The 14,926-nt window shown below is 70.1% G+C and carries 20 protein-coding genes; 13 read left to right on the top strand and 7 right to left on the bottom strand.

Features of this window, described 5'->3' with window-relative positions; genetic code table 11:
• Positions 1-177 precede the first annotated feature (177 nt).
• The 4 genes from D0C15_RS20415 to D0C15_RS34215 all read right to left on the bottom strand — a co-directional run bounded on the left by D0C15_RS20415 (position 178) and on the right by D0C15_RS34215 (position 1,837).
• Positions 178-492, bottom strand: coding sequence for a DUF202 domain-containing protein (locus D0C15_RS20415; RefSeq protein ID WP_116047956.1), 315 nt, complete (start codon positions 490-492; stop codon positions 178-180).
• Positions 489-830: a YidH family protein gene (locus D0C15_RS20420; protein ID WP_116047959.1), complete on the bottom strand. Its 342-nt coding sequence runs from the start codon at positions 828-830 to the stop codon at positions 489-491. The genes D0C15_RS20415 and D0C15_RS20420 overlap by 4 nt, the downstream gene beginning before the upstream one ends.
• A 69-nt stretch (positions 831-899) precedes the next feature.
• Positions 900-1,349 (bottom strand): GtrA family protein, encoded by a 450-nt coding sequence (locus D0C15_RS20425; protein WP_116047961.1) that lies wholly within the window; start codon positions 1,347-1,349, stop codon positions 900-902.
• Positions 1,350-1,441: 92 nt separating this feature from the next.
• The gene (locus tag D0C15_RS34215) at positions 1,442-1,837 is read right to left on the bottom strand and encodes an STAS domain-containing protein (protein ID WP_162830166.1); all 396 of its coding nucleotides are present in this window, start codon (positions 1,835-1,837) and stop codon (positions 1,442-1,444) included.
• Between the two features lie 277 nt (positions 1,838-2,114).
• On the opposite strand from D0C15_RS34215, the gene D0C15_RS20435 reads away from it, so the two are divergent.
• Positions 2,115-2,564, top strand: coding sequence for a hypothetical protein (locus D0C15_RS20435; RefSeq protein WP_211323274.1), 450 nt, complete (start codon positions 2,115-2,117; stop codon positions 2,562-2,564).
• A 168-nt stretch (positions 2,565-2,732) separates the two neighbouring features.
• Here D0C15_RS20435 and D0C15_RS20440 read toward each other — a convergent pair whose 3' ends face one another.
• Positions 2,733-3,551 carry an ANTAR domain-containing protein gene (locus D0C15_RS20440; RefSeq protein WP_162830167.1) on the bottom strand — a complete coding sequence of 273 codons (819 nt, stop codon included), beginning with the start codon at positions 3,549-3,551 and terminating at the stop codon, positions 2,733-2,735.
• A 136-nt stretch (positions 3,552-3,687) separates the two neighbouring features.
• Between D0C15_RS20440 and D0C15_RS34220 the strand changes: the two genes are divergently transcribed.
• The gene (locus D0C15_RS34220) at positions 3,688-4,176 is read left to right on the top strand and encodes a hypothetical protein (protein ID WP_162830168.1); all 489 of its coding nucleotides are present in this window, start codon (positions 3,688-3,690) and stop codon (positions 4,174-4,176) included.
• A gap of 91 nt (positions 4,177-4,267) precedes the next feature.
• Positions 4,268-4,573 (top strand): HesB/IscA family protein, encoded by a 306-nt coding sequence (locus D0C15_RS20450; protein ID WP_116047970.1) that lies wholly within the window; start codon positions 4,268-4,270, stop codon positions 4,571-4,573.
• 50 nt (positions 4,574-4,623) lie between these two features.
• On the opposite strand, the gene D0C15_RS20455 is transcribed toward D0C15_RS20450, so the two are convergent.
• Both D0C15_RS20455 and D0C15_RS20460 read right to left on the bottom strand, forming a co-directional pair.
• Positions 4,624-5,757 (bottom strand): glycerate kinase, encoded by a 1,134-nt coding sequence (locus D0C15_RS20455; RefSeq protein ID WP_116047973.1) that lies wholly within the window; start codon positions 5,755-5,757, stop codon positions 4,624-4,626.
• Positions 5,754-6,740 carry a 2-hydroxyacid dehydrogenase gene (locus D0C15_RS20460; protein WP_116047976.1) on the bottom strand — a complete coding sequence of 329 codons (987 nt, stop codon included), beginning with the start codon at positions 6,738-6,740 and terminating at the stop codon, positions 5,754-5,756. The genes D0C15_RS20455 and D0C15_RS20460 overlap by 4 nt, the downstream gene beginning before the upstream one ends.
• A 174-nt stretch (positions 6,741-6,914) precedes the next feature.
• On the opposite strand from D0C15_RS20460, the gene D0C15_RS20465 reads away from it, so the two are divergent.
• From D0C15_RS20465 to D0C15_RS20510, 10 genes are all read left to right on the top strand, one after another.
• The gene (locus D0C15_RS20465; protein WP_116047978.1) at positions 6,915-7,742 is read left to right on the top strand and encodes a CoA transferase subunit A; all 828 of its coding nucleotides are present in this window, start codon (positions 6,915-6,917) and stop codon (positions 7,740-7,742) included.
• The gene (locus tag D0C15_RS20470) at positions 7,739-8,506 is read left to right on the top strand and encodes a CoA-transferase subunit beta (protein WP_116047981.1); all 768 of its coding nucleotides are present in this window, start codon (positions 7,739-7,741) and stop codon (positions 8,504-8,506) included. Before D0C15_RS20465 ends, D0C15_RS20470 begins: the two co-directional genes overlap by 4 nt.
• Positions 8,506-9,681, top strand: coding sequence for a thiolase family protein (locus D0C15_RS20475; protein ID WP_116047984.1), 1,176 nt, complete (start codon positions 8,506-8,508; stop codon positions 9,679-9,681). Before D0C15_RS20470 ends, D0C15_RS20475 begins: the two co-directional genes overlap by 1 nt.
• Before the next feature lie 18 nt (positions 9,682-9,699).
• Positions 9,700-10,434, top strand: coding sequence for a protocatechuate 3,4-dioxygenase subunit beta (gene pcaH / locus D0C15_RS20480; RefSeq protein ID WP_116047986.1), 735 nt, complete (start codon positions 9,700-9,702; stop codon positions 10,432-10,434).
• Entirely contained in the window at positions 10,431-10,976 is a 546-nt protein-coding gene (gene pcaG, locus D0C15_RS20485; protein ID WP_116047989.1) for a protocatechuate 3,4-dioxygenase subunit alpha, read from the top strand. Before pcaH ends, pcaG begins: the two co-directional genes overlap by 4 nt.
• Positions 10,977-11,011: 35 nt before the next feature.
• Positions 11,012-12,376: a class-II fumarase/aspartase family protein gene (locus D0C15_RS20490; protein WP_245976050.1), complete on the top strand. Its 1,365-nt coding sequence runs from the start codon at positions 11,012-11,014 to the stop codon at positions 12,374-12,376.
• Positions 12,373-13,146, top strand: a complete 774-nt coding sequence (pcaD, locus tag D0C15_RS20495) for a 3-oxoadipate enol-lactonase (RefSeq protein ID WP_116047991.1) — start codon at positions 12,373-12,375, stop codon at positions 13,144-13,146. Before D0C15_RS20490 ends, pcaD begins: the two co-directional genes overlap by 4 nt.
• Positions 13,143-13,556: a 4-carboxymuconolactone decarboxylase gene (gene pcaC / locus D0C15_RS20500; protein WP_116047993.1), complete on the top strand. Its 414-nt coding sequence runs from the start codon at positions 13,143-13,145 to the stop codon at positions 13,554-13,556. The genes pcaD and pcaC overlap by 4 nt, the downstream gene beginning before the upstream one ends.
• Before the next feature lie 9 nt (positions 13,557-13,565).
• Positions 13,566-14,369 (top strand): IclR family transcriptional regulator, encoded by an 804-nt coding sequence (locus tag D0C15_RS20505; RefSeq protein WP_116047996.1) that lies wholly within the window; start codon positions 13,566-13,568, stop codon positions 14,367-14,369.
• On the top strand, positions 14,366-14,926 hold a 561-nt coding region (locus tag D0C15_RS20510), incomplete at its 3' end, for a nucleotidyltransferase family protein (protein WP_162830169.1). The genes D0C15_RS20505 and D0C15_RS20510, both read left to right, overlap by 4 nt.

The raw sequence follows: 14,926 nt of genomic DNA on the forward strand, positions 1-14,926 counted from the left end.
AGGCTCCTTCGGCTGTGCCGGTGTGCCTGGCGCGCTGCGGCTGGTTGCTCAACCGCTATAGATCTTGGCTAAAGATAGCGAACTCCCTACGGGAGCGGCACAGCGACATGGCCTATCGCCGGTCTCACCCGTCTGCGCCGGTGAACGTGGCGGGCCGGCGCCGGCCGAGAGCCGGTGCTACAGCAACGAGACCAGGGTGATGACGGCGGTGAACGCGACGAGTGCGGTGACTCCGGCGATCAGCGAGCGCTCGGCTGGCGCGGGTAGTGCCGCGGTGCGCAGCTGCCGATCCCGGTAGCGGCCCGCGACGGCCAGCACGGCGGCGGTGATCGCCGCCAGCGCTGCGGGTATCGCCGTGCTGTCCCAGTTGCGCTGAGCCGCGCTGTGGAAAAGCAACAGCGAACATGCCGCGGCCGCGAGCGCCGTTCGCTGCCACGCGAGCCTCGTTCGCGCGGGCTGCAGGCCGTCGGGAGCGACCGGGGGTTCGGTCATCCGATGATCACCAGCGCCGCGGCGAATGCGGTGATCAGCAGCACCCCCACGGTTACCACCAGCAGCATCCGGCTCCTGGGTAGCGGTTCGCCGCGCCGCATCGCCTGCTGTGCCCTGCGCCACCGGGGATAGCTGGAAGCCGCGAGAACGGCCGCGAGTGCCAGGCAGAGTGCGGCAAGCGCGGTTCGTGCGCCATACACCGCCAGTCCGGGCACCAACTGGTGGACGGCGACCCCGCCGGCCACCAGCCCCAGCGAGGTGCGGATCCACGCGAGGAACGTGCGTTCATTGGCCAGTGTGAACCGGTAGTCCGGTTCGGTCTCCTCGTGCTCGGCCACAACACCTCCTACGGGAGGAGTGTAGAGGTCGTGCTGAGCAGCGTTCGGCGGAACCTGCGCGGACCACCGTCAGCGGGTCGCGAACACCCACAGCCGTAGCAGGAAGAAGCGACACGCTCCGCCGAGCATGCTGGTCCCCACGAGCACGGAGGTCTCCAGCATGCTGCTGGGCTCGCTGACCGCGGAACGCAGGGTCAGCAGCACCAAGGAGCCGTAACCCGCGTAGAACAGGAAGGTGAGCACCGCCTGCAGGTACCGCCGCCGGGCGGGGGCAGGCGAACCGGCGAAGGTCACCCTGCGATGAAACTCCGTGTTGACCAGCGTTGTTAGCGCGATCGCGACCAGGTTGGCCGAGTACGAACCGAACGGGGTGCGGAGAACGAGAAAGAGCCCGGCCTGCAGTGCGGTCGTGGCTCCGCCCGCGACCAGGTACCACCCCGCATGCCTGCCGAAGTCGCGGTGCCTGGGCCGCGCAGGACCGGTCAGGTCGTCGCCTGTTACCGGTATCGCGGTGGACATGACCGGTAACCTACATACCTTTCACAAAGTTGTGAAGCTAGAGAACCTACCCGGTCGTGTGACGTCGGCGACCTGCCTGATGTGCACTTGGATCACATCGCGAGCACGGCTTGGGTGGCCGCCTCCAATGTGGGCCGCACGGTCATCCGCTCGAGGCATCCCGTGAGTTCGAGGGCGCGCAGTACGGGTCGCACGTCGGTGGCGAGTGTCCACGGGAGTTCGGCGCGTGCGGTCGCCTCGGAGAGCTCGATCAGGCAGGTGAGCCCCACTGTGGCGAGGAACGTGACCTCGGTGAAGTCGACGACTAGGCGATCACGGCTCTGCACGGCCGTGTCGAGGCACTGACGCAGCGCGTCGGCGGAACGAACGTCGACCTCGCCCCTGACATGGACGACCACAACCCCCGGCTCCACGGTCTCCGTTGCCACTGTCAGGTCATTTGAGCGGAAAGCGGTGTTCTGCTGGTCGATCTGTTCGATGGTTTGCACGAGTTGTGCTCCTCCGGCTTCGCCGATCTGCGAATGTGCTTTACCGGAGCGGGATCTTCGAAGTCCCTGATATGTCTGTGGGAGCCGCCTGCGCTGGACGGGGGATCCCGCTCCGCCGGCTGGTTGCTCAACCTCGTTCTTCACGGTAGTGACGAGGACGACTGCGGGCAACCTGCTCCCCCGGGTGGGTGGACAGCTTGCCCCGTTTGTGGATGGGCAGGGCCGGGTACTTCGGTGACGAGAACGAGAGGCCGAACAACGACTGCCGGGAGCAACTGTGGGCGACCGCGACGATGCACACGACCCGGATGCGGTTGAGACCGATCCGAACGCGCTGAGCAGCAGCGAGGGGCTGGATGAGGACCGGATGCAGCTGGATCCGCTCGAGGCGGGTGTGGAGCCGCCCGAGCACTGGACCGCCGTCGACCGATTCGGCATGACCCATTTCGAACAGCAGCAGCGCGAGAGCCTCGAGGAGCGGGTACAGGAGGAACAGCCCGACGTGCAGCCGGCCGAGGTGCCGGAACGGCCGGTCGCCGCCACACCGGCGGATCAACTGGACGAGTCCATCGACGATCCGGCACGTGCCGTGGACGACACAGACCGGGAAGTCCCTTCCGACGCGACCGACGAGCTGTCTTCTTACGCCGTCGCCGAGGGCAGGGCAGCGGACGAGGCCGGCGGTTCCGTGGCCGAAGCCATCCGAACCCCGCCCGAGCCGGAATAAGCCCGCCCGCCCTTAGCCCACCTCGCACTTTCCCGGGAAAGCGCGGTACCTGCACACGCACGTAACGCACTTTCCCGGGAAAGCGGCACCTACGGGGGCGCGTGACCAGGGGCGGGGGTCGAGACACCTCGCGCTTTCCCGGGAAAGCGCGATTTGGGGTTCGCTTCGCTAGGTGGCTGCCTTGCCCTGGTCCGCCTCCAGTGCCGCCCAGGTCAGCTGGGCGGCCCGCCTGGCGGGCTCGCCGGGATCGGCGAGCCCGGACTCGCGGTCCAGTGCTTCCACGGCGGCCTGCTCGGCCGGTGCCTGGCCGACGAACTCGACCAGCGCCACCGCCAGATCGCGCAGTTTCACGTTGAAGTGCTGGCTGGCGACGACCAGCGAGGTGAACGCGTTCTCCGCGTCACACCTGCGGACGGCCATGACCATGCCCTTGGCCTGCTCGATCACCCGCCGGTGCTCGACCATCGCCACGAGCTGATCTCCACGGACCGTCTCGTCCGCGGAGAACTCCACGAGCGCGGCCGACATCGCCATCATGGGCTCGATGCGCTCGATGACACGCAGGTCGTCGGCGGTCGCCTCGTGGTCGAGGTAGATGCTGAGCACCACCGGCCCCTCGTCGTCCCAGCTGCCGGCCACCGCGACGGCGGCGAGCTGTTCCGGGCGCTCGTCCAGTGCCGTGATCTTCGTCGCGAGCGACGGCCAGCGCTGGTCCGTGGCGAGGTCGGCGGAGGCGGCCGACCGCTGTGCGGTGGCTGCCCTGGGTACCGGTCCCTCGTGGAGTTCCCACTGCAGGGCGTCGATCGCCGTCGCCAGTCCGGTGACGGCGAGGGGACCGCCGCCGTTGGCGGTGGTGTGCAGGCCCGCGCCGACGCAGCCGCCGACCTCCGACCGCACGTAGTCCAGCAAGGTCATCAGCAGTTCGGGTCCCAATGCCCGGCGGGTGATCGCCGTCCGGTTCGCCTGCTGCTTGCTCGTCGCGGTCATCTGTCGCCTCTCGGTGTCCACCGTAAGCGGCCTGTCGGGTTTCGCGCCCCGACCCTGCGGGAACCCGGACGGTTGCCCGTCGCCGATCGGCAGGGAGCATAGCGACGTGAGGGCGCGACCGGCATGGGAGCTTTCGATGACCACATCCCCGAACGAGGTCCGGGAGGTCCGTGACCTGGCCGAGCGGATGCTGACATTGGCCCGGTCCCAGGACCTGAGCACGCTGGCGGTACTGATCGGCAGGCTGGTGGGCAAGTACGCCCCGCAGCGGCACCTGCTCCGGCCACTGTTGCTCGAACTGGTCGGGCATACGGTCGAGTCCATCCCGGCGCCGCGCGGATCGCATCCGAGGGAGGTCTTCGTGGCCGACCTTTCCGACGACCAGGGCGCCGGAGTCGAGGTCGACGAGGTCGATCCCGCATTGCGGGCGATGCTGCGCGCCGTGCTCGCGGCCCTCAACGGTGCCGCCGCGGACGTCGTGGACCAGGTGGACCTCGTGGCCGGCGACCGCGATCCCGTCGCGAAGTCGAACGCGGTTGTGCACGGGCTGCTGTGGATCAACCAGCTCGCGCACGATTCCGCCGGTCGAGCACTGACCGTCTCGCCTGACCTGCGAGGACGGTGAGTTGATCAGCCCGCTGCGCGCGGGCTACCCCGATCACCCCTACCGTGGGGGTGGCAGAGCGCAACGACCGCGACCGAAGGGAAGGTCGAACATGCTTGCCATGACCGACGCCGCCGCCGAGGCGATCAGCGCATTGACGGCGCAGCAGGAGAGCGCCGGACTGCGTTTCGCGGTCCAGGCCGAACAGGAGGCGGGAGCCCAGCTGGCGCTGTCCGTCGCCCCGGCTCCCGAGGAGGGTGACCAGGTTCTCGGTACCGAGAACGGGGCCAAAGTCTTTCTCGAGCCACAGGCCGCCGATTTCCTCGACGACAAGGTGCTCGATGTCCAGCAGGACGACGAGGGCCAGCTCAACTTCGCCGTGATGCAGCAGGGCGACGGGGAGCCGACCCCGCAGTGATAGGGGCGGGCCGCCGGTCGACGACCGGCGGCCCGCGCAGCTGCGCACGATCAGCGGTCGAGCCAGGACCGCACCAGTTCCGCTGTCTGCTCCCGCAACAGCGGATAAGCGTTCCTGGTCGCGTGCTCCAGCGAGGGAGCATGCTCGATCAGTGCTCTGCTGTCCGCGATTCCCGCGGCCACGAGCTCGGCGTGTTCCAGTTGCACCCGGCCCGCGACGGCGAGAACCGGAATGTTCCGCTGCCCCGCCCGCGCTGCGATCCCGGCCGGAGCCTTTCCGGCCAGACTCTGCCGGTCCAGCGATCCTTCCCCGGTGATCACCAGGTCCGCGCCTTCCAGTGCGTCCAGTACGCCGGTCAGGTCGACCACGAGGTCGAAGCCGGACTCGATGCTGGCGCCGAGACCGGCGAGCGCTCCTGCGGCGACTCCACCGCCCGCGCCGCCACCCGCGATGTCCGCGAACGGCGCGCAGCCGGAGCGGACAAGGGCATCAGACCATGAGGTGAGTGCCCTCGCGAGCGACTCGACCTCGTCGGGGCCCGCGCCTTTTTGCGGGCCGAACACGGGGGCCGCGCCCTCGGTGCCGAGTAGTGGGTTCGTCACGTCAGTGGCGACGCCGACCTGCGCCGGCCCCAGTCGCTGCCGCACCGGAGCGAGATCGACGGTGCGTACGGCGTCCAGCGCGCCCCCGCCGAGCCCCACTGGCTTGCCGTCGTCGTCGAGCAGGACCGCGCCGAGCGCCAGCAGCATTCCGGCGCCGCCGTCGGTGCTCGCGGTGCCGCCGACGGTGAGCACGATCCGGCGAGCCCCGTTGTCGAGCGCGTGCGCCATCAGCTCACCGACGCCGTACGTGTGTGCCGCCAGCGCGACACCGGGCGTGGGCTCGACGTGCTCGATCCCACAGGCCCGTGCCGACTCGACGTACGCGGTGCCGTCGAGCAGCACGTACCAGGCGTCCACCGGTGCGTCGAGCGGACCGCGCACCCGCACGTCGACCCTGGTTCCGCCCGCGGCGAGCAAGACGTCCAGCGTGCCCTCGCCGCCGTCGGCCACCGGACACTCGCGCACCTCGGCGTCGCCTGCGACATCGCGCACCCCCTCGCCGATCGCCCGTGCGGCCTCGACGGCGGTCAGGCTGCCCTTGAACTTGTCCGGGGCCACCACTACCCGCAGCGCCGTCTTCATGAGGCCACCTTCGTCCGCACCGGGGTCAGCGCGGGTTCGCCGGTGAGTACCGCGGCCACGTTGCGTGCGGCGAGCAGGGCCATCTCGGTCCTGGTCTCCACCGTGGCCGAACCGAGGTGTGGTGTGAGTACGACGTTGTCCAGTTCCAGCAGCCCGGGATGCACGTGTGGCTCCTCCTCGAAGACGTCCAGTCCGGCCCCGGCGATGACGCCGTCGGACAGCGCGCCGGCCAGCGCGCCCTCGTCGCCGACCGCGCCGCGGGTGGTGTTGAGCAGAAAAGCACCCGGTTTCATGGCGGCGAGGGCGTCCGCGTCGATCAGGTGGCGGGTCTGCGGGGTCAGTGGGCAGTGCAGGGACACCACGTCGGCACTGCCGAGCAGTTCGGTCATCGGCAGGAAGCGCGCGCCGAGTTCGGCTTCGACCTCCTCCGCGGCCCTGCGGCGGCCGGTGTAGGCGATCTCCATGCCGAATGCTTTCGCCCGCCGGGCCGCGGCGCGGCCGATCTGGCCCAGCCCCACGACGCCGAAAGTGCGCCCCTGCAGGCCCGCGCCGAGCATGAAGTCCAGGCTGAACTCCCACGGCCGCTGCTCGCGCACCAGTCGCTCGCCCTCGCCGATCCTCCGGGTCACCGCGAGCAGGAGTCCCAGGGTGAGATCGGCCGTGGCGTCGGTGAGCACTCCGGGGGTGTTCGTCACGAGTACGTCCCTGCCGGTGACCGCGTCGACGTCGATGTTGTCGTAGCCGACCGCGACCGTGGCGATCACCCGGAGACCGGGACCAGCTGCCTCGACCACGCGCGTGTCGATCCGGTCCTGCAGGGTGCTCACGAGGGCGTCCGCGCCCGCGACCACTTCGTGCAGTTCGGCCTCGGTCAGCCCGCGATCCGGCTGGGGCAGGTCCACCTGGCCGACCTCGCGCAACAGCGCCAGTGCGGGCTCGGCGATCCGCCGGGTCACGACGATCCGGTGTGGGGCATGAGTCATCCGCGCTCCTTCGCCATGCGATGCAGTCAGGGTCACCCTAATTGCGATCAATCCGATCGGGTGGCCCTGGCCACAGCGGAGGGATCCGTTGACTGCCGCACTCGCGGGAGATATGTTCTTATGTAGAACGTGTGTGCGTGATGCGAACGTGCGTGATGTGAATGAGGTGTGTGGATGGCAGAGATCGTGTCGCTGGCCGAGGGGGTGGCCCGGCTGGTGCGTGACGGTGACACCGTGGCGCTGGAGGGCTTCACGCATCTGATCCCGGTGGCGGCGAGCCACGAGATCATTCGCCAGGAGCGCAGGGACCTGACTCTGGTGCGAATGACGCCCGACATCGTCTACGACCAGCTCATCGGCGCGGGCTGCGCGCGCAAGCTGGTGTTCTCCTGGGGTGGTAATCCGGGTGTGGGCTCCCTGCACCGCTTCCGCGACGCGGTGCAGCACTCCTGGCCGGTGCCGCTGGAGATCGAGGAGCACAGTCACGCGGGAATGGCCAACCGCTACGTCGCCGGTGCCTCCGGGCTGCCGTTCGCAGTGCTGCGCGGCTACGCCGGTACCGACCTGCCCGCGCAGACGGCGACGATCAAGCAGATCACCTGCCCGTTCACCGGCGAGCGCCTTGCCGCTGTGCCCGCGATCAATCCCGACGTCTCGATCATTCATGCCCAGCGCGCCGACCGGGACGGCAACGTGCAGCTTTGGGGTCTGACCGGGGTGCAGAAGGAGGCGGTTCTCGCCGCACGCCGGAGCCTGGTCACCGTCGAAGAGGTCGTCGACGAGCTCACCCCCGTTCCGGGCGGAATCGTGCTCCCCGGCTGGGCGCTGACCTGTGTCGCCGAGGTGCCGCACGGGGCGCACCCGTCCTACGCGCAGGGCTACTACGAGCGGGACAACGGGTACTACGAGGCCTGGGACGCCATCGGCAGGGACCGGGAGGCCTTCACCCGCTGGCTGAACGACCACGTGCTGACCGAGACGAGTGCCGGGGGTGTGCGATGAGCGACAGTGCGTCGGAGAACGAGTACAGCTCGGACGAGATGATGTCGATCGCGGCCGCCCGTGCGCTCACCGGTAACCGCCGCTGCTTCGTCGGTATCGGTCTGCCGTCCACGGCGGCGAACCTGGCTCGGCGGACGCACGCCCCCGAACTGGTCCTGGTGTACGAGTCGGGTGCGCTCGGCGCCAAACCGGGGCGGCTGCCCGCCTCGATCGGCGACGGCATTCTCGCCGAGACCGCCGACGCCGTGGTCAGCGTGCCGGAGGTGTTCAACTACTGGCTCCAGCCGGGCCGGATCGATGTCGGCTTCCTTGGTGCCGCGCAGCTGGATCGCTTCGGCAACATCAACACCACGGTGATCGGCGCCGACTACGACGAGCCCAAGGTGCGCCTGCCCGGTGCGGGTGGGGCGCCGGAGATCGCCGCTTCCTGTGGGGAGGTGTTCGTCGTCGTGCGCCAGAGCAGGCGCAGTTTCGTGGAGCAGGTCGACTTCGTGACCTCGGTCGGGCACGGTAGGGCCGCCGGTGACCGGGAACGGCTCGGTCTGCGCGGTGCCGGTCCGACGCTGGTGATCACCGACCTCGGTGTGTTCCGGCCGGACCCCCGGACACGCGAACTGGTGCTCACCGAGCTGCATCCCGGCGTCGAGGTGGAGCAGGTGCGGGAAGCCACCGGCTGGGATCTGGTCGTCGCCCCCGACCTGGCCCGAACCCCGGTGCCGACCACGGACGAGCTGCACGCCCTGCGTGCGCTGAAGGAGGCCTGATGGGCGACGTATTCGTGCTGGACGCGGTCCGCACCCCGTTCGGTCGCTACGGCGGCGCGCTGTCCGGGGTTCGCCCCGACGACCTCGCCGCGCACGTACTGGGCGCACTCGCCGCCCGTACCGACCTCGATCCGTCCGCTGTGGACGAAGTCGTGCTCGGTGACGCGAACGGTGCGGGAGAGGACAACCGCAACGTCGCCCGCATGGCCGCACTGCTCGCCGGCTGGCCCACCACGGTCGCCGGGAGCACCGTGAACCGGCTCTGCGGCTCCGGCCTCGACGCGGCGATGCAGGCGAGCCGCACGATCGCCGTCGGCGACGCCTCTCTCGTCGTGGCGGGCGGGGTGGAGTCGATGAGCCGGGCGCCGTGGGTACTGCCCAAGCCGGGCAAGGCATTCCCGAACGGGCACGAGACGCTGTACTCCAGCACGCTCGGCTGGCGCATGGTCAACCCCGCGATGCCCGAAAAATGGACGGTCTCGCTCGGGGAGAGCACCGAGCTGCTGGCGCGGCGCTACGGCATCGGCCGCGACGAACAGGACGAGTTCGCCGTGCGCAGCCACCGCAACGCCGCCGCGGCCTGGGACAACGGGTTCTACGACGACCACGTCGTCGCGGTGCCAGGAACCGAGCTGGAGCGGGACGAGGGCATCCGGCCCGACTCCTCGGCGGAGAAGCTCGCGAAGCTGAAGCCCGCCTTCCGCGCCGAGGGCACGGTGACCGCGGGCAACTCGTCCCCGCTCAACGACGGCGCCTCCGCCGTGCTGCTCGGTGACTCCGCGGCGGCCGAGCGGGCCGGCGTCCAGCCGCTCGCCAGAATCGCGGGCAGGGGAGCCGCGGGCGTCGACCCGGACGTCTTCGGTATCGGACCGGTGCGTGCGGCGGAGATCGCGCTGGAGCGCGCGGGAATCGGCTGGGCGGACCTCGCGGCGGTCGAGCTGAACGAGGCGTTCGCGGCGCAGTCGCTCGCATGTCTGGCCGAATGGCCGAAGCTCGATCCCGCGATCGTCAACGTCAATGGCGGTGCCATCGCGATCGGTCATCCCCTTGGCGCCTCCGGTGGGCGGATCCTGGGCTCGCTGGCCCACGAGTTGCGCCGCCGGGGTGGCGGCTGGGGTCTCGCCGCGATCTGCATCGGCGTCGGCCAGGGGTTGGCCGTCGTCCTGGAATCCTGAACGAAGGAGATTCCCCGAATGACAACCACGACAGGTTCGAACCTGCGGTTGCCGCGGTACCGGAAGGACCCGGAGGGCACACACCCGCCGCTGAACTCGCCCGGATACCGATCCACCGGCCTGCGTCACCCGAAACAGCCGCTGGTGCTGCTGCCGCAGAAGCTGACCGAGGTCACCGGCCCGCTACTCGGGCCCGGACGCCTCGGCGACCAGGACAACGACCTCACCAAGGGACATGCCGGTGAGCCGCAGGGACAACGGATCATCGTGCACGGCAGGCTCCTCGACGGCGACGGCCGCCCGGTGCGCGACTCGCTGGTCGAGATCTGGCAGGCCAACGCGGGCGGGCGCTACAAGCACGTATGGGACAACTGGCCCTGCCCGGTGGATCCGAACTTCGAGGGCGTCGGCCGCGCGCTGACCGACAACGAGGGTCGCTACGAGTTCGTCACCATCAAGCCAGGGGCTTACCCCTGGAAGAACCACGACAACGCCTGGCGCCCGGCACACATCCACTTCTCGGTATTCGGCACGGCCTTCACGCAACGGCTGGTCACCCAGATGTACTTCCCGGACGATCCGTTGTTCGCGCAGGACCCGATCTTCAACTCCGTTCCCGACGAGCGAGCCAGGCAGCGCATGGTGTCGCGCTTCGACCTCGATCGCACCCAGCCGGAATGGGCGCTGGCTTTCGAGTTCGACATCGTGCTGCGCGGCCGCGAGGCCAGTGTCTTCGAGGAGGCCCACGAATGAGCACCCTCGGCAGTACCCCGTCGCAGACGGTCGGTCCCTACCTGGGCCTCGGCCTGCCGTGGGCAGACGGCCCCGATGTGGCCGAGGCGGACGCGCAGGGTGCTGTGTGGATCCGGGGCACCGTGTTCGACGGCGCCGGAGCGCCGGTGCCGGACGCGCTGATCGAGACCTGGCAGGCCGACCCGCACGGCCGGTTCGATCATCCCGACGACCCCCGAAACGAGCGTGCGGACGGTTTCCGGGGATTCGGCCGCTGTCCCACCAACGACGACGGCACCTACGGCATCCGGACCGTGGTACCCGGTGCGCTGCCAGGACAGGCGCCGCATATCGACGTCTCCGTGTTCGCAAGGGGACTGCTGCACCGGGTCGTCACCCGGATCTACTTCCCCGAGCACACCGCGGCCAACGCCGCCGACGAGGTGCTCACCTCGGTGCCGCCGCAGCGGCGGGACACGCTGGTCGCGACCCGTACCGAGGACGGCTACCGCTTCGACGTGCGGCTGCAGGGCGAAGGGGAGACAGTGTTCTTCGATGTCTAGCTGCGCGAGGTATCTCATCGAGAGGTGGTCGTCGGGTGACCGGAGGGCATGAGGCGCCCGGACTGTTCGATGGCGTACTCGCCGCGGGTCCCGTACGCGGTGAGGTCGACGACCGGGCCTGGTTGCGGGCGTTGCTGGACGTCGAGGCCGCACTCGCCGTGGCCTGTGCGGACGCCGGCCTGATCGAGCAGCCGCATGCGGACCGGGTCGTCGAGGTGTGCCGGATCGGGGGCTGGACCGGCGACGATCTCGCGGCACTGGGCGAACAGGCCTCGGGGGCGGGCAATCCGGCCGCACCACTGGTTCGGATGATCACGCAGCGGGCAGGCACGGAGGCCGGCCGGTTCGTCCACCTCGGTGCGACCAGCCAGGACATCGTCGACTCCGCCGCGATGCTGATGTTCACCCGCGCCCGAACCTTGTTGCTGGCCGATCTCGAGGCTTGTTCGGCCTCGGCGGCGGCACTGGCGGAGCGGTACGCCTCGACCGTCCAGTCCGGACGGACGTTGGGACAGCAGGCGCTGCCGGTCACTTTCGGTTTCGCCGCCGCGGGCTGGCTTACCGCGCTCGAACGCGCCGCGGCGGGGTTGCGGGAGCTGCGTCCCGCAGTGCAGTTCGGGGGAGCGACAGGCACTCTCGCCTCGCTGGGCACGCATGGGCCCACCGTGCTCTCGGCGCTGAGCCGCAGGCTCGGTCTCGCCGAACCCGTGCTTGCCTGGCACACCGATCGGACGCGGATCACCGGGATCGCGGGTGCACTGGGGACGGTCGCGGCGGCGGTGTCCGGTATCGCCCGTACGGTCACCCTGCTCGCGCAGACCGAGGTCGCGGAGGTTGTCGAACAGGGCCCGCCGGGCAGTGGCGGTTCATCCACCATGCCGCACAAGCGGAATCCGGTCGCCGCGGTGGCCGCGATCGCGTGTGCGCGGCAGGCCCCCGGCCTGGTGGCGACGCTGCTCGCCTCGGCTGAGCAGGAGCACCAGCGCGCGGCCGGAGCCTGGCACGCCGAATGGCGGCCGCTCACCGAACTCCTGCGCAGCAGCGGATCGGCGCTGCACTGGCTGAGTCGCAGCCTGCACCGGCTGCACGTCGATCCCGATCGCATGCGCCGCAATCTCGACGCGACCGGTGGACTGATGCTCGCCGAGCGGATCACCACCGAACTCGCGCCGGTGGTGGGCAGGCTCGTGGCACATGACGCCGTGACGGCCTGCTGCAGGCGTGTCGCCGAAGGGGAGGGGGAGCTGATCGACCTGTTGGCGGCCGACCCGGTGGTCGGCGCCGAGTTGTCGCGGGGGCGGATCGCCGGGCTGCTCGACCCCGCCGGCTATCTCGGCAGCGCGGTGGAGTTCGTCGAGCGCGCGCTGATGGAATATCGCAGGCGAAAGGAGCAAGGATGACCGTAGCGGTCAACCACGTCGTCGAAGGCCAGGAGGACGGCGAGGTCGTGGTGCTCAGCGGGTCGCTCGGCAGTGACCTGCGGATGTGGCAGCCCCAGGTCGCCCCGCTCGTCGCGGCCGGGTACCGGGTGGTGCGCTACGACCACAGGGGCCACGGGGACACACCGGCGCCGCGGGGGCCGTACGGCCTTGGCGACCTCAGCGGCGACCTGTTCGCACTGCTGGACGGTTTGGGCGTCGGGTCCGCGCATATCGTCGGTCTCTCGCTCGGCGGCATGGTCGGCATGTGGGCGGGGGCGAATCGGCCCGAGCGCGTACGAAGCCTGACCCTGTGCTGCACCTCAGCCGAGATCGAGCCGCGCAGTATGTGGTCCGAGCGCGCGGAACTCGTGCTCAGCAAGGGGATGGCCGCGGTGGCCGACTCCGCCGTCGACCGCTGGTTCACCGCGGCATGGCGGGACGCCGACCCCTGCGGGGCCGAGGAGTTCGGCGACATGATCCGGGCGACCGATCCCGTCGGATACGCGGGGTGTTGCGCGGCGATCGAGACCATGGACCTGGTCGGCGAGCTCCCCCGGATCGCCGCGCCGACGCTGGTGATCTCCACTGCCGACGACCCTTCGACACCGCCGGAGCACGGGCGACGCATCGCCGAGAGCGTTCCCGACGCCCGGCTGGAGATCGTGGCGGACGCAGCGCATCTGGGCAATGTGCAACAGCCGGAGCGGTTCGCCGATCTGATTATCGAGCATCTGAAGGTGGCCGGATGACGGAGCAGGACAGTTACGAGGCCGGGATGGCCGTACGCCGCGAGGTGCTCGGCGACGAGCATGTGGACCGGGCGATCGCCCGCACCACCGGCTTCACCGAACCGTTCCAGGAGTACATCACCCGGTCCGCCTGGGGTTCGGTGTGGACTCGGGACGGGCTGGATCGCAGGACCCGCAGCTGTATCACTCTCTCCGTGCTGACCGCACTGCACTGCCACGACGAACTGGCGATGCACGTCCGCGCGGCAGTCCGGAATGGACTGACCGAGGCCGAGATCGGTGAGGTTTTGCTGCATACCGGCGTCTACGCCGGAGTGCCCGCGGCGAACGCCGCGTTCGCCGTCGCCCAGCGGACACTCGCCGAACTCGCCGACGCCGGTGAGCCCGGCGGCCGGAACGAACCCGGATAGGCTGGCGGGATGGACGACACCGCACCGGAATCGCGCGGAGCGCACCACGTGCAGTCCCTGGAACGCGGGCTCGCGGTGATCCGGGCGTTCGGCGCGGGGGCGCAGTCGCTGACCCTCAGCGACGTCGCTCGTACCACCGGCCTGACTCGAGCAGCGGCCCGGCGGTTCCTGCTCACCCTCGCCGACCTCGGCTACGTCTCCTTCGACGGCAAGTACTTTTCGCTGACCGCGCGCGTGCTCGAGCTCGGCTACTCCTTCCTGTCCGGACTGTCGCTGCCCGAGGTCGCCCAGCCACACCTGGAGCAGTTGTCGACGGAGGTGCACGAATCCTGCTCCGTCTCGGTGCTGGACGGCACGGACATCGTCTACGTCGCCAGGGTGGCCGTCTCGCGGATCATGACGGTGAGCATCAGCGTCGGAACCCGGTTTCCCGCACATGCCACCTCGATGGGACACGTGCTGCTCGCCGGGCTGGCCAAGGATGCCCTCGACGACTACTTCGCGGCGGCCAGGCTGAACCGGCTCACGTCGCACACGCTGACCGCGCCGGAGGACCTGCGCGCCGAACTGGTGCGAGTGCGGGAACAGGGGTACTCGCTGGTGGACCAGGAACTCGAGGAAGGGCTGCGGTCGGTGGCCGCTCCCGTACGTGATCGTCATGGCAGGGTCACCGCGGCGGTGAACGTCTCGACCCATGCCAACCGGACCACGCCGGCGGCGGTGCGGGAGGAGGTCCTCCCTTCGTTGCTGGCCGCCTGCCGCAGAATCGAAGCGGACCTCGCCGTCACCGCCCCGGCGCAGGCCGGGCGGTGAGTACCGCAGGACTGCTGCTCGCCGCGGGGGCGGGGCGCCGCTTCGGCATGCCGAAGGCGCTCGCCGAGTCCGGTGGTGAGCGGTTCGTGCATCGGGGCCTGCGCACCCTGCTGGACGGGGGTTGCGATCCCGTGCACGTCGTGCTCGGGGCCAGAGCGAGCGAGGTGCGCGCTCTGCTTCCGGCTGGCACGATCACCGTCGAGGCGACCGACTGGGCCGCGGGCATGGGTGCATCGCTTCGCGCGGGACTCGACTCGTTGCGCGGCGCGGAACCCGGGGTGGACGCGGTGCTCGTGCAGCTGGTCGACCTGCCGTGGGTGGGGCCGGAGGTCGTGACCCGGCTGCGGGCGTCGAGCACTTGGAGTGCGGTCGCGCGGGCGGCGTACGCGGGTGTGCCGGGCCACCCGGTCCTGCTCGGCCGCCGCTGGTGGGCCGAGATCGCCGAGGCAGCGGCGGGCGACAGGGGAGCGCGAGACTGGCTGGCAACCCGCCAGGACCTGCGCCTCGTGGAGTGCGCCGACATCGGCAGCGGCGCCGACGTCGACACCCCCACCGAC

Origin of the sequence: Amycolatopsis palatopharyngis, from assembly GCF_003385185.1 — a bacterium.
Classification (GTDB): domain Bacteria; phylum Actinomycetota; class Actinomycetes; order Mycobacteriales; family Pseudonocardiaceae; genus Amycolatopsis; species Amycolatopsis palatopharyngis.

Bases quoted from the DNA above. Each gene is read 5' to 3' on its own strand.
- D0C15_RS20450 (WP_116047970.1), top strand. From the start codon at position 4,268: ATGCTTGCCATGACCGACGCCGCCGCCGAGGCGATCAGCGCATTGACG.
- D0C15_RS20425 (WP_116047961.1), bottom strand. From the start codon at position 1,349: ATGTCCACCGCGATACCGGTAACAGGCGACGACCTGACCGGTCCTGCG.
- pcaC (WP_116047993.1), top strand. From the start codon at position 13,143: ATGACGGAGCAGGACAGTTACGAGGCCGGGATGGCCGTACGCCGCGAG.
- D0C15_RS20465 (WP_116047978.1), top strand. From the start codon at position 6,915: ATGGCAGAGATCGTGTCGCTGGCCGAGGGGGTGGCCCGGCTGGTGCGT.
- pcaH (WP_116047986.1), top strand. From the start codon at position 9,700: ATGACAACCACGACAGGTTCGAACCTGCGGTTGCCGCGGTACCGGAAG.
- D0C15_RS34220 (WP_162830168.1), top strand. From the start codon at position 3,688: ATGACCACATCCCCGAACGAGGTCCGGGAGGTCCGTGACCTGGCCGAG.
- pcaG (WP_116047989.1), top strand. From the start codon at position 10,431: ATGAGCACCCTCGGCAGTACCCCGTCGCAGACGGTCGGTCCCTACCTG.
- D0C15_RS20415 (WP_116047956.1), bottom strand. From the start codon at position 492: ATGACCGAACCCCCGGTCGCTCCCGACGGCCTGCAGCCCGCGCGAACG.
- D0C15_RS20475 (WP_116047984.1), top strand. From the start codon at position 8,506: ATGGGCGACGTATTCGTGCTGGACGCGGTCCGCACCCCGTTCGGTCGC.
- pcaD (WP_116047991.1), top strand. From the start codon at position 12,373: ATGACCGTAGCGGTCAACCACGTCGTCGAAGGCCAGGAGGACGGCGAG.
- D0C15_RS20470 (WP_116047981.1), top strand. From the start codon at position 7,739: ATGAGCGACAGTGCGTCGGAGAACGAGTACAGCTCGGACGAGATGATG.
- D0C15_RS20505 (WP_116047996.1), top strand. From the start codon at position 13,566: ATGGACGACACCGCACCGGAATCGCGCGGAGCGCACCACGTGCAGTCC.
- D0C15_RS20460 (WP_116047976.1), bottom strand. From the start codon at position 6,740: ATGACTCATGCCCCACACCGGATCGTCGTGACCCGGCGGATCGCCGAG.
- D0C15_RS20440 (WP_162830167.1), bottom strand. From the start codon at position 3,551: ATGACCGCGACGAGCAAGCAGCAGGCGAACCGGACGGCGATCACCCGC.
- D0C15_RS20455 (WP_116047973.1), bottom strand. From the start codon at position 5,757: ATGAAGACGGCGCTGCGGGTAGTGGTGGCCCCGGACAAGTTCAAGGGC.